General features: G+C 58.4%; 19 protein-coding genes. 6 read left to right on the top strand and 13 right to left on the bottom strand.

Annotated elements, in window-relative coordinates:
• Positions 1–2: 2 nt before the first annotated feature.
• The 4 genes from ACR0A2_RS14425 to ACR0A2_RS14410 are packed head-to-tail and all read left to right on the top strand — an operon-like array spanning position 3 to position 4,311.
• On the top strand, positions 3–1,547 hold the full coding sequence (locus ACR0A2_RS14425; RefSeq protein ID WP_480835695.1) for a trimethylamine methyltransferase family protein: 1,545 nt from the start codon (positions 3–5) through the stop codon (positions 1,545–1,547).
• Positions 1,548–2,222, top strand: coding sequence for a TetR/AcrR family transcriptional regulator (locus tag ACR0A2_RS14420; protein WP_480835694.1), 675 nt, complete (start codon positions 1,548–1,550; stop codon positions 2,220–2,222).
• Positions 2,219–3,523 carry an NAD(P)/FAD-dependent oxidoreductase gene (locus ACR0A2_RS14415; protein WP_480835692.1) on the top strand — a complete coding sequence of 435 codons (1,305 nt, stop codon included), beginning with the start codon at positions 2,219–2,221 and terminating at the stop codon, positions 3,521–3,523. Before ACR0A2_RS14420 ends, ACR0A2_RS14415 begins: the two co-directional genes overlap by 4 nt.
• Before the next feature lie 56 nt (positions 3,524–3,579).
• Positions 3,580–4,311: a hypothetical protein gene (locus ACR0A2_RS14410; RefSeq protein WP_480835691.1), complete on the top strand. Its 732-nt coding sequence runs from the start codon at positions 3,580–3,582 to the stop codon at positions 4,309–4,311.
• 5 nt (positions 4,312–4,316) lie between these two features.
• Here the strand turns inward: ACR0A2_RS14410 and ACR0A2_RS14405 are convergent, their stop codons facing one another.
• Positions 4,317–4,679 (bottom strand): DUF3307 domain-containing protein, encoded by a 363-nt coding sequence (locus tag ACR0A2_RS14405; protein WP_371419740.1) that lies wholly within the window; start codon positions 4,677–4,679, stop codon positions 4,317–4,319.
• A gap of 244 nt (positions 4,680–4,923) precedes the next feature.
• On the opposite strand from ACR0A2_RS14405, the gene ACR0A2_RS14400 reads away from it, so the two are divergent.
• Positions 4,924–7,920 carry a cyclic nucleotide-binding domain-containing protein gene (locus ACR0A2_RS14400; protein WP_480835728.1) on the top strand — a complete coding sequence of 999 codons (2,997 nt, stop codon included), beginning with the start codon at positions 4,924–4,926 and terminating at the stop codon, positions 7,918–7,920.
• Positions 7,921–7,923: 3 nt separating this feature from the next.
• Here the strand turns inward: ACR0A2_RS14400 and ACR0A2_RS14395 are convergent, their stop codons facing one another.
• The 9 genes from ACR0A2_RS14395 to ACR0A2_RS14355 form a co-directional block, all read right to left on the bottom strand.
• Positions 7,924–8,211 (bottom strand): ArsR/SmtB family transcription factor, encoded by a 288-nt coding sequence (locus tag ACR0A2_RS14395; RefSeq protein ID WP_170345119.1) that lies wholly within the window; start codon positions 8,209–8,211, stop codon positions 7,924–7,926.
• A gap of 111 nt (positions 8,212–8,322) precedes the next feature.
• On the bottom strand, positions 8,323–9,555 hold the full coding sequence (locus ACR0A2_RS14390) for a mandelate racemase/muconate lactonizing enzyme family protein (RefSeq protein WP_480835689.1): 1,233 nt from the start codon (positions 9,553–9,555) through the stop codon (positions 8,323–8,325).
• Between the two features lie 19 nt (positions 9,556–9,574).
• A complete protein-coding gene (locus ACR0A2_RS14385) occupies positions 9,575–10,669 on the bottom strand; it encodes a Zn-dependent alcohol dehydrogenase (protein WP_480835688.1) in 1,095 nt (364 codons plus the stop codon).
• An 82-nt stretch (positions 10,670–10,751) separates the two neighbouring features.
• A complete protein-coding gene (locus ACR0A2_RS14380) occupies positions 10,752–11,951 on the bottom strand; it encodes a TCR/Tet family MFS transporter (protein WP_480835687.1) in 1,200 nt (399 codons plus the stop codon).
• A 100-nt stretch (positions 11,952–12,051) separates the two neighbouring features.
• Positions 12,052–12,765 (bottom strand): alpha/beta fold hydrolase, encoded by a 714-nt coding sequence (locus ACR0A2_RS14375; protein WP_480835685.1) that lies wholly within the window; start codon positions 12,763–12,765, stop codon positions 12,052–12,054.
• 12 nt (positions 12,766–12,777) lie between these two features.
• Positions 12,778–13,566, bottom strand: coding sequence for a 3-oxoadipate enol-lactonase (gene pcaD / locus ACR0A2_RS14370; protein ID WP_171232760.1), 789 nt, complete (start codon positions 13,564–13,566; stop codon positions 12,778–12,780).
• 59 nt (positions 13,567–13,625) lie between these two features.
• Positions 13,626–14,600, bottom strand: coding sequence for a threonine ammonia-lyase (locus ACR0A2_RS14365; protein WP_480835684.1), 975 nt, complete (start codon positions 14,598–14,600; stop codon positions 13,626–13,628).
• On the bottom strand, positions 14,597–15,427 hold the full coding sequence (locus tag ACR0A2_RS14360; RefSeq protein WP_480835682.1) for an alpha/beta fold hydrolase: 831 nt from the start codon (positions 15,425–15,427) through the stop codon (positions 14,597–14,599). The genes ACR0A2_RS14365 and ACR0A2_RS14360 overlap by 4 nt, the downstream gene beginning before the upstream one ends.
• Positions 15,427–16,113: a haloacid dehalogenase type II gene (locus ACR0A2_RS14355; protein WP_480835681.1), complete on the bottom strand. Its 687-nt coding sequence runs from the start codon at positions 16,111–16,113 to the stop codon at positions 15,427–15,429. The genes ACR0A2_RS14360 and ACR0A2_RS14355 overlap by 1 nt, the downstream gene beginning before the upstream one ends.
• Positions 16,114–16,239: 126 nt before the next feature.
• Between ACR0A2_RS14355 and ACR0A2_RS14350 the strand changes: the two genes are divergently transcribed.
• Positions 16,240–16,668 carry an FKBP-type peptidyl-prolyl cis-trans isomerase gene (locus tag ACR0A2_RS14350; protein WP_480835679.1) on the top strand — a complete coding sequence of 143 codons (429 nt, stop codon included), beginning with the start codon at positions 16,240–16,242 and terminating at the stop codon, positions 16,666–16,668.
• Between the two features lie 271 nt (positions 16,669–16,939).
• Here the strand turns inward: ACR0A2_RS14350 and ACR0A2_RS14345 are convergent, their stop codons facing one another.
• The 3 genes from ACR0A2_RS14345 to fabA are packed head-to-tail and all read right to left on the bottom strand — an operon-like array spanning position 16,940 to position 19,507.
• Positions 16,940–17,731, bottom strand: a complete 792-nt coding sequence (locus ACR0A2_RS14345; protein WP_171641355.1) for an enoyl-ACP reductase FabI — start codon at positions 17,729–17,731, stop codon at positions 16,940–16,942.
• Positions 17,732–17,736: 5 nt separating this feature from the next.
• Complete coding sequence (gene fabB / locus ACR0A2_RS14340; protein ID WP_480835677.1) at positions 17,737–18,966, bottom strand: beta-ketoacyl-ACP synthase I; 1,230 nt, start codon at positions 18,964–18,966, stop codon at positions 17,737–17,739.
• A gap of 31 nt (positions 18,967–18,997) precedes the next feature.
• The gene (gene fabA / locus ACR0A2_RS14335) at positions 18,998–19,507 is read right to left on the bottom strand and encodes a bifunctional 3-hydroxydecanoyl-ACP dehydratase/trans-2-decenoyl-ACP isomerase (RefSeq protein WP_152457158.1); all 510 of its coding nucleotides are present in this window, start codon (positions 19,505–19,507) and stop codon (positions 18,998–19,000) included.
• Positions 19,508–19,642: the final 135 nt, after the last annotated feature.

Below are 19,642 nucleotides of genomic sequence, written 5' to 3'. Positions count from 1 at the left end.
TCATGACTGCTGCGGAGCGCGGACGCCGACGGCGGGGGCGGGGGGCTGAAGCCGCCCCGCAGCCCGGTCGCGATGTGAACTATCGCCAGCTCAGGAATCCTTTTCCATTGATGGAAGTGTTCCCGGCCGACCAAATCGCGGACATGCATGACACCGCGTTGCGGACTCTGGAACAGTTGGGGGTAAAGACCCTGCTTCCCGAGGCGCGGAAACTGTTCAAACAAGGTGGCGCGCGGGTGGATGAAGACAGTGAGATGGTCTTTATCGGGCGCGAGATGGTTGAAGCCGCAGTCGCGTCAGCGCCCAAATCCATCGGCTGTCGCGCCGGTGCCCGGCGTCGCGATTTCACGCTGGAATTGGGTTCTTTGGTTTTCCAGCCCGGAGCCGGCGCCCCGAATGCCACCGATCTTGAACGCGGTCGGCGCCCGGCGACGGGTCAGGATTATCTGGAGTTCCTCAAGCTCACCCATCATTTCGACGTGTTCCAGATGATCTCGCCACAGGTCGAGCCGCAGGATGTGCCGACCCATCTGCGTCATTACTTCACGACTCGGGCGCAGATGGAACTGACGGACAAGTTTCCGTTCTTCTTTTCGCGTGGAACCCCGCAGGTGATGGACTGCTTTGAGATGCTGACCACGGCCCGCGGTCTTTCGGATGATGCGTTCCGGGGCCATGCCCACTGCTACACCATCATCAACACCAACAGCCCGCGCACGTTGGATATCCCCATGGCGCAAGGTCTGATCGACTTTGCCCGCCACGGTCAGATGTCGATCATCACACCCTTTACCCTGATGGGCGCGATGGCACCGATCACCGTGGCCGGGGCGATCACCTTGTCTCATGCCGAGGCCCTTGCCGCGCTGACTTTGACCCAACTTGCCAATCCTGGTGCTCCGGTCTGCTATGGCACGTTCACCAGTAACGTGGACATGAAGTCCGGCGCGCCCGCCTTTGGGACGCCGTCGCACTTTCAGGCATCGCTGGCTGCCGGTCAACTGGCGCGGCACCTTGGTTTGCCCTGGCGTTCGGCTGCCGGATCGGCGTCAAACATCAACGACGTGCAGGCCGCGAACGAGAACCAGTTTGGCCTTTGGGGATGCCTGATGGCCGGGGCAACGGTGATCATCCACTCCGCAGGCTGGTTGGAAGGAGGGTTGACGGTTTCCTTCGAAAAGCTGGTCTGCGATGCGGAAGTGCTGAACATGGTCGCCGAACTGTGCGCAGGTGCGCAGGCGGGGCCGTCCGAGATTGGGTTTGAATCTGCATTGAGTGAGGTTGAACCCAGTGGCCATTTCTTTGCATCAAGCCAAACGATGGAGCGCTACAACACTGAATTCTATCAACCGCATGTCCATGACTACGCCAATTTCGGCACATGGGCCGAGCGCGGGTCGGTGGACGCAAACCATCGGGCAACGGACGTTTGGAAGGGCATTCTGAATGACTTTCAGGCGCCCGCTGTCGACAATGATCGGATAGGTGATTTACATGACTTCATTGCCCGTCGTACCGCCGAGGGCGGGGCACCGCCGGAGAGTTGAATGAATACGAAACCGATCCTTCATCGCGATGACCCCGAGGCCGAACCCTTGATCGGCAACATCAAGGTCACGCGTGACGACTGGCTGAACGTGGCGATGGATGTGCTGATTTCGGACGGGGTGGATCAGATCAAGGTTCTGAACCTGGCCGAACGGATGGCAGTATCGCGGTCGTCGTTCTATTGGTACTTCAAATCCCGACAAGAGTTGCTGGATGCGCTGCTGGCCCGCTGGCAGGCCACCAACACAGCCGCTTTGATCGCGCAGGCCGAAGCTCCGGCCAAGACGATCACAGCGGCCGTCTGCAATGTTCATCGGTGCGTGGTGAACACCGATCTGTTCGATACTGCGCTGGATTTTGCCGTACGTGACTGGGCGCGAAAGTCAGGCAAGGTGCGGCGTATGCTGGACCAGTCGGACGCCCGCAGGCTGGAAGCCCTGCACGCCATGTTCGCCCGCTACGGCTATTCCGAGATCGAAGCCGAAACCCGGGCGCGCGTGCTGTATTACATGCAGATCGGTTATGATCTGGCGCAATTGAACGAACCTATCGAGATGCGGCTGTCGATGGTGCCGCATTACCTTTACGCCTTCACAGGTGTCGAGCCGAAGCCTGAAGAAGTTGAAGAATTCAGCGCGTATTCTCTGCGCTTTTGGAAAGGAAACCAGACATGAGCCAACCAGACGCAATCATCATCGGTACTGGCGTGATCGGCGCGGCCATTGCGTTCGAGATGTCCAAGGCAGGTTGGAAAACCCTGTCATTGGACCGGAATTCTCAGGTCGGGCACGGTTCTACCGCGGGGTCCTGCGCAATTATCCGGATGCATTATTCCACATTCGATGGAACCGCGTTTGCCTGGGAAGGCTACCACTACTGGCGCGACTGGGCTGAGTATCTTGGCTTGCCGCAAGACGCCAACCTTGCGCAGTTCCGCGAAACCGGCTGTCTGGTCATGAAGACCGAGGCGAACGGGATGCTGGAGAAGCACATGCGCAATTCGTCCGAGCTGGATTGCCCGTTCGAGGAATGGTCAGGTGAAAAAGTGCTGGACCGCTTGCCGGTCTATTCGCTGGACAGCTTTGCCCCGGCGCGGCGCATGGACGATCCGGAATTCGGCCAGCCCAACGGGCGCAAAATGACGGGCGGGGTGTACTGGCCGCAGGCGGGCTATGTCACCGACCCGGCCCTGTCGGCGCAGAACCTGATGGATGCTGCGAAGCTGCACGGGGCCGAGGTGCGAACCGGCGCTGAAGTCACGGAGATTCTGACCGAGGGCGGGCGCGTTTCCGGCGTCAAGCTGGCTTCGGGCGAGGAAATCCACGCCAAGGTCGTTGTCAATGTTGCGGGACCTGGTTCGTCGATCATCAACAAGATGGCCGGCGTTCTGGACGATATGACCATCAAAACCCGGCCCTTGCGGCAGGAGGTCGTGCATGTTCCCGCCCCCGAAGGGTTCGATTTTGAACACGACGGAACCATCGTTTCGGACAGTGACATCGCCTGCTATTGCCGCCCGGAACACGGCAATCACATCCTTGTCGGATCGGAAGACCCGGAATGTGATCCGCATCAGTGGTGCGAGGACGATGTGAACTACAATCGGGAATTCACCGACCAATGGACCACACAGGCCATGCGGTATGCGCAGCGTGTGCCCAGCCTTGGTATTCCATCGAAAACGCGGGGCGTGGTTGACCTGTATGATGCGTCGACCGACTGGATTCCGATCTATGACAAGTCCAGCCTGCCGGGGTTCTACATGGCCTGTGGTTCAAGCGGAAACCAATACAAGAACGCGCCGATTGCGGGCAAGATGATGGCGGCACTGATCGACTACTGTGAAGGTGGCGCCGATCACGACGCGAAACCGTTGCAGTTCGAATTGCCATACATCAAGCGGACAATCGACGTGGGCTTCTACTCGCGCAAACGCCCGATCAATGAGGAAAGCAGTTTTTCGGTTCTGGGCTAGTCGCGTTTCGCAAACGGTCTATGTCATGTTGGGCTGTCAACAAGCCCGGCCCTGACATGACCGACCGAAAGACAACCGTATTGATCCTAGGCAGCGCCCCATCGGCGCTGGAGGCGCGGGCATGGTCGCGCGCGCCTTTCACGCATATCGTCGCCATCAACAACGCGTGGCGCATCCGAGAAGACTGGGATTACCTGATCCACCCCGAAGACTTCCCAGCAGAGCGCCGCCCTGGAAAAGTTCTTGGCACTCAACACATAGTCACTGCCGACGAATACGTCCCAAGTCAGAATGACTATGGCGGGTTCGTCTATGCCGGCGGAACGATGGCTTTCACGGCAGGCTATTGGGCTTTGTCAGCCCTGAAGCCGGATGTTCTGGCTTTTTCCGGTTGCGACATGATGTATTCAGGATCGGGGCGAACACATTTTTACGGAAATGGCACGGCGGACCCTTTGCGAGAAGACGTGACACTGCGTTCGCTTGAAGCGAAGGCCGCCAGACTGGGTCTTTTTGCAGCCGCTCAGGGGTGCAGAACCGTACGGTTGTCCAGCGCGCCAAGCCGGCTGGTGTTTCCATCCGTCAACATATCTGACCTGACGGCCGCACCGCTTCCCGATATTGCAGCCATGCACAATGTGCAGCAAATGGAAGATGATCTTGGATATTATGTGGCCTCGGGTCGGTATTGGGAAGTTCAACACCGGTTCGACCCTGCTGCGATTGACGCATTGGATCGGATGTGGCTGAGGGCCTATCGGCTTGCGGTATCGGAGAACGCGGCCTAACACCGTCAAGCCGCGGCGAAAGTAACCCAGGCCCAAACCATCGCAACATAAGTCAAGTTGTGCATCAACTGATCCAAACCTGCAGCGCGCCAAAAAGCGGGTTGCGTTGGCTCAAGTCGCTTTTTGTCTGAATAGCTGGCCTTGATGAAATCGATATTGAAATGGATGAACCATTCCAGCGCCCCGACAATCAGAATAAAAGACAACGGCGCGCCGAACACCAAAAAAACGACGACAGAACCCACAACATGCACAGCGGCATGTTGCGCGCGTCCCAAGTGAAAATACTCTCCCCGACCGGAAAGCATCTTCGGTGTCTGGAGGTAGTAGTCAGCGAACATATGCTTGATCAACAAAAGACAAAGCATAAGAAACACTGCGCCAATACTGGCAGTCAAAAGAACCCTCCCGATATCGTTCTGCCGCCAACATTAGGCAATAAAACGGGCACGCGTAAATGAACTAGTTCACATTCGGTCAAGAAATTTTCCAAAAGGGAAAAATTTGCTTATCCTGTCTGGATGATATTTGATTCATGCTGTTGAAATTGCATGCATTGCGTTTAATCCACGTCGAAGGTCAGCAGCAGGGGCAGGTTCCATAGAACGCACAATTTTCCGCTTTATCTGGAAATACTCCAAGCGCGAACAGCTGATCCTGCTGGCCGTGACGGCGACGCTGTTTCCTTTGCTGTACCTCACACTTGAGTTGCCAAAACGAATAATCAATGACGCGATCGGGTCGTCCACCTCTGAGGTGACGATCTGGGGCTATTCCATGTCACAGACTAATTTTCTGGTTGTTCTGTGCTTTGCCTTTCTGGCGGCCGTGCTGTGCCACGGCCTGATGAAAATGCGCATCAACACCATGAAGGGCGTGCTGAGTGAACGGATGCTGCGGCGCTTTCGCTATCAGTTGATCAGCCGGGCGCTGCGCTTTCCTCAACCCTATTTCGAGCGTGTAAGCCAAGGTGAAATGGTGTCAATGATCACCGCCGAAAGCGAGCCGATGGGCGGCCTGATGGGCGATGCGATCAGCCAGCCGGTTCTTCAGGCCGGCCAAATGATCACCATACTTTCCTTCCTGTTCCTGCAAAGTGTCTGGTTCGGGCTGGCCGCGGTGGCGCTGATACCCTTGCAGGCCTGGTTGATCCCCAAGCTGCAACGCCAGATCAATCTGCTGAACAAAAAACGCATTCAGGAGGTTCGGGTTCTGGCGGCGCAGATCGGCGAGAACGCAGCGGGCGCGTCCACCCTGCGGACCAATGGCGGCTGGCGTTTTCGCCGGTCGATGATCTCAGAGCAATTGGGACGCCTGTTCGGCATCCGTTTCGAGATCTATCAAAAGAAGTTTTTCATGAAATTCCTGAACAACTTCATCTCGCAGCTTACACCGTTCATGTTCTATCTGGTTGGTGGTCTGTTGGTGCTTCAGGGCTCGGTTTCACTGGGGGCGCTGGTTGCCGCATTGGCTGCGTACAAGGATCTCAGCTCACCTTGGAAGGAACTGCTGACCTATTACAACCAGACCCAGGACATGTCGCTGCGCTGGGATGTGGTTCTTGACCGTTTTGCCCCGGCCGGAATGCATGATGAAACCTTGTTCAAAGGTGAACCTACCGAGTGGCCGCACCTGAACGGCGACATCGTGCTGGATCACGTTTCGGTGCGCGACATGGATGGCAATCAGGTGCTTGATGATCTGGACCTCAGTTTTCCTGCCGGAAAGACAATTGGGATCGCCGCCCCCAGCGAGGAAGATCGACGCGCCATCGGCGAATTGCTGACACGGGAAATACGTCCAAGTGCTGGCCAGGTTCGGATCGGGGATCTGAAACTGGCCGAGGTGCATCAGGCGGTTGTCGCCGCGCGTATCGGGTATGTCACATCACGCCCTGTCATGTTTCAGGGTACGCTGGGCGACAACGTGATGATGCCGATGCGGTTCAAACCGCTGACTGACCCGCCGGACGATCCGGATTTTCTTGAAACTCTGAGGGCGGGCAACAGTGCCGATCCGTTCAGGGCGGAATGGCTGGACCCAACTCTGGCCGGCTTTCAGGACGCCGCAGAACTGCGTGCCTGGTGGTTGCAGTTGATTGATGGAATGGGGTTTGGCGCAGCGCTGTTCCAACGGGGCGCCGAACAAAGTTTCGATGCGGCCGAGCATTGTGAACTGGCAAAGAAACTGATCGAGCTGCGCCCGGTCGTGCAGCAGGCCGTTCGGGAGGCCGGGCTGGAACAACAGGCGCTTGTCTTTGACCGGAACACCTATAACGCGGCTCTGCCTGTGGCTGAAAATCTGCTTTTCGCAACGCCACGTGTTCCTGTGACACAAGCTTTGCTTGCGCAGCAAAAGGTCTTTCTCGGACAGTTGCGTGAACTGGGGCTGGACGAGACATTGATCGCGTTGACCCGCGATGTGATCGACATGCTGCGCCAGATCTTCGGGATCGATGGAACCGACCACCCGTTGTTCCAAAAGCTTGGTCTTGATGCAAAAACCTATGAAATTGCGGTGGATCTGGTGGACCAGACCCGCAAAGAAGGTTCGGACGGGCTGGATGACGAACAGCTTGCCAACATGTTGGCGGTGCCGTTTGTGATCTCTGCCGAACAGATCGGACCTGCGTTCACGGATGAACTGAAGGATCGCATCCTCGAACTCCGGCACAGCCATTCCGAGAAACTGATGGAGCGTTTGCAAGACGTCTTCGTTCCATTGGATCCGAACGTCTTTGCGCCCGGATTGACGGTCATGGAAAATGCGCTGTTCGGAAAAGTCAGCCAGATTGGCGGTTCCCGTTCGGACGAAGCCCGCAAGGTGATTGTCGATGTATTGGCTGAAAACGGCGCGCGCCCATTGGTCACAGAGCTGATCTATGATGTGCAGGTTGCTTTGGGCGGTCAGAATCTTCCGGCGGTATTTGCCGAACCCTTGGCCTTTACCCGTGCGACGATCAAGAAACCTGACATCCTGATTCTGGAAAATGCGCTGGCCAGCTACGACATGAAAACGCAGGTTGCTGTCTATAAACGGCTTCGTGAACTGCTGCCGGACACCACTGTTGTCTATCTGAATGATCAGTTCGAAAACCCCGGTGCATTCGACATGTATGTGGAAATCCGGCAAGGTCGTGTGGTCTCGGACGGAGGGCCTGTGGAGGTGGAGGAAGACAGTGCAGCATCGGCGGATTTGACGCGGAAACTGCGCGCTCTGGAACAAACCCCGTTGTTTTCGGGCCTGGATCGGCGGCAGCTGCGCCTGCTGGCCTTTGGTGCGCGCTGGTTTGATGCCGAGCCAGGGCAGGTGGTGTTCTTGAAAGATGACCAACCCACCGACGGTGCCTATGTGGTGCTGGAGGGCGAAGCAGGTCTGTACCTGCCGCAAGAACAGGGGCCTGACCAATTGATCACCAAAGTCGGGCCTGGTGCTTTGGTCGGAGAGTTGGGCCTGATCAGAAAAGAACCGCGTGCGCTGAGCATGGTGGCGGAAACCAAGCTTTCCTGCTTGCGGATCGGTGAAGAAGAATTCCTTGCCGTTGTGGAAAACGACGCGGCGACCGCATTCAAGCTGTTGCAGGTGATCGCCGGCTATGTGTCCAATTAGCGATCAGCAGTCCGTGTTGCAGAACAAATCATAAAGCAGACGGATCACTTTTTCCGTGGCGCCGTCGCGCAATGAATAATAGATCGTTTTGCCTTCCCGACGCGTCGAGACCAACTCTTCCTCGCGCAAGCGCGCCAGCATCTGGCTGACTGCGGCCTGCCGCAGCTGAAGCAGCTCTTCAAGTTGGCCAACGGATTTTTCACCACCACCAAGATGGCACAAGATCATCAGACGCCCCTCGTGCGCCAGTGTTTTAAGAAATGCAGCCGCGCGTGCAGCATTGTCTTTCATGTCCGGCAGAGCGTCTGTTGGGTGTTCCTGAGGTTCGGTTTCGTTAAGTGCCACTTTCTGACCGTCATATCGCGTTTGTGCTGCCAATATGCATCAAGGCCATTGATATTGTCACCCCTCGGTTGCCGGGGCGCCCCCTTGAAAAGCGTTGCCTTCAACGTAATCGCATGGGTCTTCCTGCATTTGCAGATGCAAACCGTCTCCGTCATATGGGTGCGCGCGGGCCAGGTCTTCATCGACATCGATCCCAAGGCCCGGAGCATCCGGGGCGGCGACAAAGCCATTCTCGACCCGGATCGAGCCCTTGATCAGTTGATCGTGGAAAGGTGTTTCGATGGTTTCCAGAAGCAGCAGGTTGGGAATGGACGCCGCCAGATGAATATTGGCGGCCCATTCCACCGGGCCGGCATACAGGTGCGGCGCCATCTGCGCGTTGAAGACCTCGGCCATGGCGGCGACTTTCTTCATCTCCCATATTCCGCCTGCGCGTCCCAGGGCCGGTTGTAGGATTTCGGCGGCTCCGGCGCGCAGGACGGCTCCGAATTCGGCCTTTGTGGTCATCCGCTCTCCGGTTGCAACCGGAATGCGTACATTGCGCGCGACGCGGGCCATGTCTTCGATATTGTCCGGCGGCGTAGGTTCTTCGAACCACAGGGGTTGGTATGGTTCCAACGCCTGCCCCAGGCGAATTGCACCGGCTGTGTTGAACTGGCCATGGGTACCGAACAGCAGATCGGCCCTGTCCCCCACGGCCTCGCGGATCGCCTTGCAGAAGGCGACGGACATGGAAATGTCGTTCATCGCGGGCATGTGCCCGCCGCGGATGGTATAGGGGCCTGCAGGGTCGAATTTCACGGCGGTGTAGCCACGGCTTACCATTTCCGCCGCCGTTTCACCGGCCTGTTCGGCAGAGGTCCAGAAATCGTTCAGGTTGTGCTGGGGCAGGGGGTACAGGTAAGTATAGGCCCGGATCCGGTCATTCATCCTGCCGCCCAGCAGCGCATGCACCGGCCTGTCGCGATCTTTGCCCAGAATGTCCCAGCAGGCTATTTCCAGCCCCGAGAATGCGCCCATCACCGTCAGGTCCGGGCGCTGCGTAAAGCCGCTGGAATAGGCGCGGCGGAACATGAGTTCAATGTTTTCGGGGTTTTCTCCTAACATATGCCGGTCGAACACGTCCTGAATGACATGACGCATCGCTTCGGGGCCCACGGACGAGGCATAACATTCACCCCATCCCGTTATGCCGGTATCGGTCGTCACTTTGACAAGTATCCAGTATCGCCCTCCCCAGCCCGGAGCGGGCGGGGCGGTGACGATGACGTCGAGATCCTGAAGTTTCATCCCAAATCCTTTCGGTGGGTCAGGTCCTGTCGAACAGGATCACATTTCGCTTGGCCGATCCGGTTTTGGTGTCGGCGATGGCCTCGTTGATCTGATCCAGAGACCAGCGGCCCGAGATCAGCTCGTCCAGTTTCAGCCGCCCCTGCTTATACAGGTCCACCATCCAGGGTATGTCGCGCTGAATGACCACGTCGCCCATTTTCGACCCGACGATACCCTGGCCCAGGGCTGCCAATACAACAGGTTCATAGCTGGCCATGTCACCGGAATGTGGCATCCCGATCATGATCGCCTTGCCGCCGCGCCCAAGATAGCGCGGAGCCTGATCATAAGCGGGAACCGCGCCGACAGTGATCAGAACGGCATCGGCACCGCGCCCCCCCAGCGCCCTGTATGCGGCTTTCCAAGGTTGATCCAAGCTGGCCAGGACGCCGTGGGTTGCGCCGAACTCTTTGGCGATCTCAAGCTTTTCTTCGGTCATGTCCACGGCCACGATCCGCCGGGCGCCTGCAATCCGCGCGCCTTGAATTGCGTTCAGGCCTACACCGCCCGCCCCAATGACCACCACGTCCTGACCGGGGCGCACGCCTGCCGCATTCACCGCAGCGCCGACCCCGGTGATCACACCGCAGGACAGCAGGCTGGCCAGTTCCTTGGGCAGGTCATCCGGGATTTTGACGACCTGGCGGTGGCTTACCACGACCTTTTCGGCAAAGGCCCCGCATGCCATCGCCTGTTCGAGCGGGCCGCCATCGCCTGTTTTCAACGGACCTTTGACAGTGTCGTAGGGTGTTTCGCAAATTGTCGGTTGCCCGCCTGCGCAGGCAGGGCAAGACCCGCAGGCGCGGATCAGGGTCACCACCACAGGGTTGCCGACCTTGAAATCCCCGGCCGCCTCTCCGACTGCTGTGATCACGCCTGCGGCTTCGTGCCCATAAACGGCTGGCAGGAACCCTCCCCATGCGCCTTCGGCATAGGAAATGTCCGAATGGCAGATGGCCACGGCATCCAGTGTCACCTCGACCTCGCCCGTGCCAGGGGGGGCCAGATGAACGTCTTCGATCACCAGTGGCTCGCCAAATGCCCGGCAGACTGCGGCTTTGATTTTTTGCATGTTGTCCCTCACTCCCGTTGGGTTCACGGTGGCGCGGGAAAAGGCGGCTCGCAAGGCAGAAACCGCCATTTGCGTGTCGTTGTTACGCTACGACAGGCCGGGACCGTCTAAACAGAAGGAACCCTGCCAGCATCAACAAGAGTGCCAGCAGAAAAGGGGCGCCGGGCAGGTAGAGCGGGGTGTCAGGTCGAATGAACTGCGCGAATACGCTGGTCATCACCAACGGTGAGATCACCATGGAAAGCGCATGCAGCGCAGTCAGGACACCTTGCAATTCACCTTGCTGCGAATCTGGTGTGGCCCGTGACATCATCGCCTGAAGGGCGGGCGTGATGACCGCCCCAATGGCGGTAATCGGAATGAGAAGCAGTGCGATCAGGCCGTTGGTCAGAAAGGCCAGAATGGCGAAGCTCATGATTTCAAAGATCATGCCATAGATGATTGTTGCCCGCTCGCCCAAAAGCCGGATGGCCGGGCGGATCAGACCGCCTTGCACGACGGCCATGCCGATACCATAGATTCCAAGCGACAGGCCGATCATCTGCGCGGACCAACCGAAGCGTTCGGTCGTGAAATAGGACCAGATGGCCGGATAGACGTAGATTGAAACCGAATACAGGAAATAGACCCACAGCATCGGCCGGATGCCGGGCAATGATGCTATGGCGCGAAGCGAGTTCACCGGATTTGCGCGTCGCAGGTTGAAGGCACGCCTGTTTTCATCGGTCACGGTTTCGGGCATCACGAAATACCCGATGCACAAGGTTAGCGCCGCCAAACCCGCAGCAGCCCAGAATGGTGCACGGGTTCCAAATTCGCTTAGCAATCCGCCGATCACCGGACCCAGAACGAACCCCACACCAAATGCCGCGCCCAGAAGGCCGAAATTTGCGGCCTTGTCTTTTGGGGCGGACACATCGGCCATGAAAGCCGCCGCTGTCGAATGGGTGGCCGCCGTGATGCCGCCGACGATACGTCCGACCAGCAAAAGCCAGATGCTGCCCGCCATGGCCATGACGACATAGTCCAGCGCCATGACGAACAAGGACACCAGCAATACCGTTCTGCGCCCGTAAGCATCGGAAAGGTTTCCCAGAATGGGGCCGAAGATGAATTGCATCGCGGCAAAGGCTGTGCTCAGCACACCGCCCCAGATCGCGGCATTGGCCAGGGTGCCACCCTGAACCTCGACGATCAGTTGCGGCATGATCGGCATCACAAGACCAATGCCCATAGCATCGATCATGACGATGCCGAGGATGAAGAAAAACGGCAGACGCATGGGACCTGAACACATGAGTTGTGAGCGGCACCCTAGTCATGCCCGACGAATGAGGAAAGAGACAGTTCCGCCTGACACCCCATGTCGTTGCGGCAGGTCGCTAGAGTTTGCCTGCCAGTCCGGACAGAAGCTCGGCCAATTCCTGCGGATGTGAAAAAAACGGCGAATGCGAGCTGTCGATTGTACGTCGAAGATTTTCGGGGACGCAGGCGCTCATGTCTGCTTGGTACTCGGTTGGTATCGTGTGGTCGTCGGTTGTTCGGATATAGGCCTTGGGAACTTTGGCAAAGCGTGGGCCGATAGGCAGCGGTGTTTCTTGTGGCAGGATGGCTTGCGGACACAGGCGCGCGTATGCGTATGGCAGGACGTCGTCCGGGCAATCGTGATAAAACAGCTGTGGGATCGCATCCACGGACACGGTATAGGAAAGCCCGTCCGCAGATTTTTCCACTGCGTGCGCAATGGTTTGCCGCGGCCCGAGCCTGCGCATTTCCGCCATCGAAAGACCATCCCGAGGGACATAGGCACACAGGTATATCAAGGCGCGCATCGCATCCGGGCGCGCCTCGGCCGCTGCGCTGATCGGAAAGCCAGCCCAGGAATGGCCGACGACGATCGTATCGGGTGTACAGGCGCTCAAAATGGCATCGCGGCAAATGTCCAGCGTGACGTCGGCCACCGGCGTGGGGTCTGCACCATGGCTGGGCATGTCGATGGCGCGGGCGGAATGGCCCAGGGCTTCCAAAGCGGGGATCAGGTCGCGCCAGCACCAGGCGCCGTGACACGAGCCATGGACCAACAGGAAGGACGCCATTGTCATTCTCCTTCAGACATGTCCGATTTCGGTCAGAAATCCGGTCAGGATCTCTGCGTATTCCGCGGGATTCTCAACGCAAGGCAAATGTCCTGCGCGGCGGATCAGCCGAAATCGGGATCCGGGAACAAGATCAATCGTTTCCCGCACCAGATCGGGCGGGGTCGATCCGTCTTCGCTGCCCGCAATCCCAAGCGTGGGCAGGCGCAGGCCGCTTGTGGGGGTATAAAAGTCGGTACCGGCAATGGCAGCACAGCAGCCCAGATACCCTTCGACTGGTTGGCTGACCATCATATCGCGCCAGGGCAGGTGATTTTGGGCGCGGCGGAATTCGCGCGAGAACCAACGCTCCATCGTGGCATCGGCCAGAGTCTCGATCCCGCCCTTTCGCACCGCCTGAATACGCTCTTGCCAGATCGAAGGCGTGGCGATCTTGGCAGCGGTGTTCGACAGCACCAGCGCACGAATCTGGTCCATGCGTTTGACCGCCAGCCCCTGCGCGATCATCCCGCCAATCGAGAGGCCGACAAAGACGCAATCGCGAACCTGAAGGTGATCCAGCAGCGCCTCGGCATCCCGCACCAAAGCGCCCATCGAATAGGGTGCAGGGAGCACCGAGGATTGCCCGTGCCCACGTTTGTCATACCGGATGACGCGCAGCCCGTCGGGCATGTATGGCAGCACCGCGTCCCAAAGATGCAGGTCGGTTCCCAGGGAATTGGCAAACACAATGGGTGCACCGTCCGTGGGGCCGTCGATGCGATAGTTCAGTTTCACGTCGCCCAGATCAGCGATCATCATGACAAAGGTCCTTGTCGTCATGCGGTCCTGATGCAATTTGCACAGCTTTCGTGCCCATGTTAGGTCAGGAATTCCAACGCCTTAGCAAATTTTCCCGGATCGACATTCCCGCCCGATGTGACGACGATCACGTCGTCGCCTTCGATCTCGTCGCCCCGGAAAAGGGCCGCGGCCAGCGCTACGGCGCCGCCGGGTTCCAACACGATTTTGAGGCGCAGAAAGGCATATGCCATCGCCTGCAATGCCTCGTCTTCGGTGACAGAGAGTCCGGGGCCGCAAAGACGGTGAAGGATCGGAAAGGTGATATCGCCGGGCTGCGGTGTCAGGATCGCATCGCATATGTTACCCGACGCCGCATTGTTGTGTTGAATGCGACCTGACGCCAAGGATCGTTTGACGTCGTCGAACCCTTCCGGCTCGCAGGGGCGCGCCCGCAAATTCGGCGCGTGTTTCTCCAGCGCCAGCGCAATGCCCGAGGTCAAACCTCCGCCGCCGCAACAGATCAGAACATCCGCCTGCGAAACCCCAAGTTCCGCTGCCTGCCTGGCGATTTCCAGCCCGGTTGTGCCTTGCCCCGCGATGACCTGCGGTTCGTCATAGGGGCGGATCAGGGTCAGACCACGTTCGGCAGCGATGGCTTCGCCTATTTCCTCCCGTCTTTCATTCGCACGATCGTACAAAACGACTTCGCCGCCCAGCGCGCGGGTGTTGTCGATCTTGAGTTGCGGCGCGTCCGACGGCATGACAATGACCGAGGCAATCCCGTGCTTCGCGGCGGCCATCGCAACGCCTTGCGCATGGTTGCCCGATGAATATGCGATCACACCACGCTGGCGTATGCCCTCATCCAGCGCCGAAATGGCCGACCACGCGCCGCGGAACTTGAAACTGCCGGTATGTTGCAGGCATTCCGGTTTGACCCATATCCGGCGGCCCGCAAGCGTGTCGAGAAAGGGCGACGACAGGATCGGCGTTTCGCGAACGTGTCCTTTCAGCCGTTCTGCGGCGTCTTCGATCATCTCAAATGTGCTCATGCGGCCTTCTTCAATACCTTCTGTATCAGGTCCAGTGACTGGGGTTCGTCTAGGAACGGAACATGCCCGCGATCCGGTACCTCGACCGAGATCAGGTCCGGGTGTCGATGCCGCATCTCGGCCAGAGTGTCCGCGCCCAGAACATCGGAATTCGCGCCCCGGATCACACCGGTGGGAATGCCACGCAAGGCTTCGAAGAACACCCATAGATCAGGGGCTGCCCCACTTGCAGCTTGTTCAAGAAGCGCCTTGCGCAGGGCAGGATCATATCGCAGCTTCAGCCCGTCTTTGCGCATTTCATACTGAAATTCCGCCTGTTTGCGCCAGGTTTCCGGTGGAACACCGGGAAATTGCGGCTCCATTACGTGTTTCAATGCGGCGGCGGCTTCATCATAGGTTTTGGCCGTGGGCTGCGCCCCCACGTAGGCCATTATCTTGGCGATGCCCGACGGCTCGATGATCGGCCCCACGTCATTCAGAATTACGGCGGCCAGACGTTCGGGGTGGCTTGCGGCCAGCGCCATGGCGATCAGCCCGCCGCGCGATGTGCCCAGAATGACTGCTTTAGCGATCCCCAGATGATCGAGCAGCTCAATCGCGTCATGGGATTCGCGGAAGATATTGTAGTTCCTGAAATCGGGGTCGTATTCCGAACGCCCGCGCCCCCTGTAATCCATGGCGATCATGCGCAGGCCCGCGGCATGTGGCGCAAAAAACGAAAAGTCGCGGCTGTTTCGGGTCAGACCGGCCAGACACAAAAGCGGCGTGCCGGTGCCGGTCTCTTCGAAATAGATGCGCCTGCCGTCCGTTGTCATGAATTCTGACATCAGAGACCGGCCAGCTTGGGGATCGAGGTCAGATCGGACAGCACATGCGCAGGTGTCCAGGGAAGGCGATCCATGGGTTCACCAATCCGATTGACCCATGCGGTCACAAAACCGTACCCGCTGGCCCCGGCAGCGTCCCAGCCGTTCGAACTGACGAACAAGACCTCATCGCGTGCGCAGCTAAACCTGTCTTGCACCAGATCATAGACTCGGGCGTGGGGTTTGAAGACGCCGACGCTTTCGACCGACAGCACATCATCCAATACATCCCCGATTCCGGCGGACTTTACGGCTCCGTCCAGCATGGGGGGCGACCCGTTGGACAGGATCGCCGTTTGCAGCCCACCATCCTTGAGGGCTTTCAGCATGGCCGGAACTTCGGGATAGGCCTGTAATTCCCAATAGAGATCAAGCAGACGTTGGCGCAGTTCCGGGTTGCCTTGCAGGCCTGCGGCCTCCAGAGCCCAATCCAGCCCGTCCTGGGTGACGTCCCAGAAATCTGCATGCGCATCCGCCACGGCGCGCAGCCATGTGTATTGCAGTTGTTTCAGACGCCAATGCCCCGCAACGGTGGTCCATTTGTCTTTCAGGGCTTCGAAACCCGGCTCGTCTGCCGCCTGTCGGGCAGCCGCGGCAACATCGAACAATGTTCCGTAGGCGTCGAACACACAGGTCGTGATCGCCATATGGTCCTCCTTAGATTGCGCGCAGGTTGGCACATCGGCGCAGGGGGTGAAAGTACCGAGGGTTTACAACATTGTGTCAACCTATAGGGTTGGCCGCTTAACCCCTTGAAACGGCCGGAGGCCACGATGACCGAAATCAAACAAGGCGACACGGTTCGCATCCACTACACCGGGACGTTGCTGGACGGCAAAGTCTTTGACAGCTCGGACGGGCGTGATCCGTTGGAATTCGTGGTCGGGTCGGGCCAGATCATCCCGGGTCTGGACCGTGCCATGCCGGGCCTGTCCACCGGGGACAAGACGCGGGTCGAGATTGCCTGCTCCGACGCCTACGGCCCGATCAACCCGGCGATGCGTCAGGAAATTCCCCGTGAAGGCATTCCAGACGACATCCCCCTGGATCCAGGGACACAGTTGCAGATGCAAACGCCAGAAGGTCAGGCCGTGCCTGTAACGGTTGTCGATTCAAACGACGCCACCGTTACCCTGGATGCAAATCACCCGCTGGCAGGGCAGGATCTGGTTTTCGAGATCGAAGTCGTTTCAGTCAACTGAGACATGGTTCGGGCCGGATGTCCGGCCCGGATCTCACCCTATCAGAGCGTGAAACGCGGCCCGCACCTGTGGCTGCGTAAAGAAGACAAATACCAGCAACAGCGAAGTCAACGTAAGCAATAGCACCCTGGCCCGTTGGCTGAGAAAGCCGGGTTTTCGCCGACTTTGCGTCACGCGTGCATTATTTGCAATGATTTGGTCAAGTTTGCTCATATCGATTACCTGCCGCTTAATGATGGTAAAATCTGGGCAGCGGCAGGGAAAGATATGGTCACATGGATTCGGGTTGAGGCATGCCCAGAACGTGGAAACCACCGTCAACGCGGATGATCTCACCCGTCGTGCAGGCACCGGCATCTGACGTCAGGTACACAGCCGTTCCGCCGACAGCTTCAAGTGTGGCGTTAGAGCGCATCGGTGCATTCTGATCGCAGAATTTGTAGGTCTTGCGTGCGCCGCCGATGGCTGCACCGGCAAGGGTTCTCATCGGCCCTGGGGAAATCGCGTTCACGCGGATTCCATCGGGGCCAAGATCGTTGGCCAGATAGCGCGTCGCTGATTCCAGCGCAGCCTTTGCGACACCCATCACGTTGTAGTTGGGCACAACCCGGTTGGAACCCTGATAAGTCAGGGTCAGTAGGGAACCGCCATTGTCTTTCATCATCGGATAGGCGCGGCGCGCGACCTCGATGAAGGAATAGGCCGAAACATCCATCGAATGCTTGAAATTGGCCCGTGTGGTATTCAGGAACCGACCTGTCAACTCGGACTTATCCGAATAGGCGATAGCATGGACCACGAAATCTATGGTGGGCCAACGTTCGGCCAACTCGCCAAAAGCGCGATCTAGAGACTCGTCGTCGGTGACATCCGCATCGACCATGAAATCGCTGCCCAGGCTCTGAGCCAACGGCTCCAGCCGTTTTCCGAATGCCTCGCCCTGATAGGTGAATGCCAGTTCGGCGCCAGCCTCGTGCATGGCCTTGGCAATGCCCCACGCAATCGAGCGGTCATTGGCCACGCCCATGATCAGGCCGCGTTTACCTTTGAGAAGATCCGACATTACTTTCACCCGTTATACTTTGAAAGAACCATGGACCCGTTTGTGCCGCCAAAGCCGAAGCTGTTGGTCATGACACTGTCCAGTCCTGCGTTTTCAACCACTTGAGTTGCAATTTCACCGGGCTGAATGCCTTCGGCAAGCGTGTCGACATTGATCGATGGTGTAATGAAATCACTTTCCAGCATCAGCAGGCAGAAAATAGTTTCAAGCGCGCCCGCCGCACCCTGTGCGTGTCCGGTCATCGACTTGGTCGAGGAGATGGGGGGTACGTTGCCTTCGCCAAAGATTCGGCGCACCGCCTCTACCTCACCCACATCGCCGACGGGGGTCGAGGTGCCGTGGGCATTGATATAGCCGACCTTGCGCCCCTCGGGCAGGGTACTCAGAGCAAGTCTCATCGCGCGCTCGCCGCCCTCACCTGAAGGGGCCACCATATCGTGGCCGTCTGAAGTTGCGGCATAACCCGTAACTTCAGCATAAATCTTGGCGCCGCGGGCCAGCGCGTGGTCCAGCTCTTCCAGAACAACGATTCCACCGCCGCCCGAAATCACGAAACCATCGCGGTTTTCGTCGAACGCGCGCGAGGCTTTATCGGGTGTGTCATTATACTTCGACGACATCGCGCCCATTGCGTCGAACAGGCAGGAAAGCGTCCAGTCCAGTTCTTCCCCGCCGCCGGCGAACATGACGTCCTGCTTGCCAAGCATGATCTGTTCGGCCGCGTTGCCTATGCAATGCAGCGAGGTCGAGCAGGCCGACGTGATCGAATAGTTGATGCCCTTGATCTTGAACGCGGTCGCCAAGTTGGCCGAGATCGTCGAGCACATGCATTTCGGCACGGCAAACGGCCCGATCCGCTTGGTCGCGCCCGTCTTCAGAACAGTCTGATGCGCCGTCAGCATCGCGCTGGTCGATGGTCCGCCAGAGCCCGCAACCAGCCCGGTGCGCGGATTGATGATCTGGTCTTCGGTCAGCCCGGAATCGGCAATCGCCTGGCTCATGGCGATATGTGCATAGGCGGCCCCGGGACCCATGAAGCGCAATGTGCGCTTGTCCACATGCTGGGCCACGTCGATCTTGAGCGTTCCCGCGATCTGGCTGCGAAAACCATGTTCCGCCATCTGTTCGCTGGCCACGATCCCGGATTTACCTGCTTTGAGCGAGGTCAGAACCTCTTCGGCATTGTTCCCGATCGAGGACACAACCCCCAGACCGGTGACGACTACTCGACGCATTTGCGCACTCCTTGTTTCAGACCGTTCAGGCTCAGGCCTCGGACAGAACGACCTTCATGTCCTTGACATCATAAATCATCTCGCCATCGGCTTCGACAATGCCATCCGCCACACCCATTGTCAGGCGGCGCGTTTGAATCGCTTTTTTGAAATCGATTTTATACGTCAGCATCTTGCGGTCCGGGCGCACCATGCCGGTCAGCTTTACTTCGCCGACGCCAACGGCCATGCCGCGCCCCTGCCATCCACGCCAGCCAAGGTTGAAACCGGTCAGTTGCCAAAGCCCGTCCAGCCCCAGACAGCCCGGCATGATCGGGTTGCCCGGAAAGTGGCACTCAAAAAACCAAAGGTCGGGTGTGATGTCGAATTCGGCCAACACATGGCCTTTGCCGTGCAGGCCGCCATCGGCAGAGATGTCGGTGATCCGGTCCATCATCAGCATCGGTGGGGCGGGCAATTGTGCGTTGCCGGGGCCAAATAACTCACCGCGAGCGCATTTCAGCAGATCATCTTTGTCAAAACTGCTAGGGAACTGGGCCATTCTGCCACCTTTCCTGCCGGGGGTCTGTCTTTACATCTGGCTTCGTCTAACACCCGTTTGCAAGGTCCTGCAAGAGCGGCGCGCCACATCATGTTGTGTTGGTTCTTATCTTGCGAATGAATTTCATTTGTAATT

It is taken from the genome of Ruegeria sp. H8 (genome assembly GCF_056532905.1).
This window is presented reverse-complemented; position numbering and strand designations above follow the sequence as displayed.

Coding starts and splice junctions, on each gene's coding strand:
- ACR0A2_RS14395 (WP_170345119.1), bottom strand. CDS start 8,211: ATGAAAGACAATGCTGCACGCGCGGCTGCATTTCTTAAAACACTGGCG.
- ACR0A2_RS14405 (WP_371419740.1), bottom strand. CDS start 4,679: ATGCTTTGTCTTTTGTTGATCAAGCATATGTTCGCTGACTACTACCTC.
- ACR0A2_RS14360 (WP_480835682.1), bottom strand. CDS start 15,427: ATGTCAGAATTCATGACAACGGACGGCAGGCGCATCTATTTCGAAGAG.
- ACR0A2_RS14380 (WP_480835687.1), bottom strand. CDS start 11,951: ATGCGTCTGCCGTTTTTCTTCATCCTCGGCATCGTCATGATCGATGCT.
- ACR0A2_RS14410 (WP_480835691.1), top strand. CDS start 3,580: ATGACCGACCGAAAGACAACCGTATTGATCCTAGGCAGCGCCCCATCG.
- ACR0A2_RS14355 (WP_480835681.1), bottom strand. CDS start 16,113: ATGGCGATCACGACCTGTGTGTTCGACGCCTACGGAACATTGTTCGAT.
- ACR0A2_RS14385 (WP_480835688.1), bottom strand. CDS start 10,669: ATGCAAAAAATCAAAGCCGCAGTCTGCCGGGCATTTGGCGAGCCACTG.
- ACR0A2_RS14425 (WP_480835695.1), top strand. CDS start 3: ATGACTGCTGCGGAGCGCGGACGCCGACGGCGGGGGCGGGGGGCTGAA.
- ACR0A2_RS14390 (WP_480835689.1), bottom strand. CDS start 9,555: ATGAAACTTCAGGATCTCGACGTCATCGTCACCGCCCCGCCCGCTCCG.
- ACR0A2_RS14415 (WP_480835692.1), top strand. CDS start 2,219: ATGAGCCAACCAGACGCAATCATCATCGGTACTGGCGTGATCGGCGCG.
- pcaD (WP_171232760.1), bottom strand. CDS start 13,566: ATGATGATCGCTGATCTGGGCGACGTGAAACTGAACTATCGCATCGAC.
- ACR0A2_RS14420 (WP_480835694.1), top strand. CDS start 1,548: ATGAATACGAAACCGATCCTTCATCGCGATGACCCCGAGGCCGAACCC.
- fabA (WP_152457158.1), bottom strand. CDS start 19,507: ATGGCCCAGTTCCCTAGCAGTTTTGACAAAGATGATCTGCTGAAATGC.
- ACR0A2_RS14375 (WP_480835685.1), bottom strand. CDS start 12,765: ATGGCGTCCTTCCTGTTGGTCCATGGCTCGTGTCACGGCGCCTGGTGC.
- fabB (WP_480835677.1), bottom strand. CDS start 18,966: ATGCGTCGAGTAGTCGTCACCGGTCTGGGGGTTGTGTCCTCGATCGGG.
- ACR0A2_RS14350 (WP_480835679.1), top strand. CDS start 16,240: ATGACCGAAATCAAACAAGGCGACACGGTTCGCATCCACTACACCGGG.
- ACR0A2_RS14345 (WP_171641355.1), bottom strand. CDS start 17,731: ATGTCGGATCTTCTCAAAGGTAAACGCGGCCTGATCATGGGCGTGGCC.
- ACR0A2_RS14365 (WP_480835684.1), bottom strand. CDS start 14,600: ATGAGCACATTTGAGATGATCGAAGACGCCGCAGAACGGCTGAAAGGA.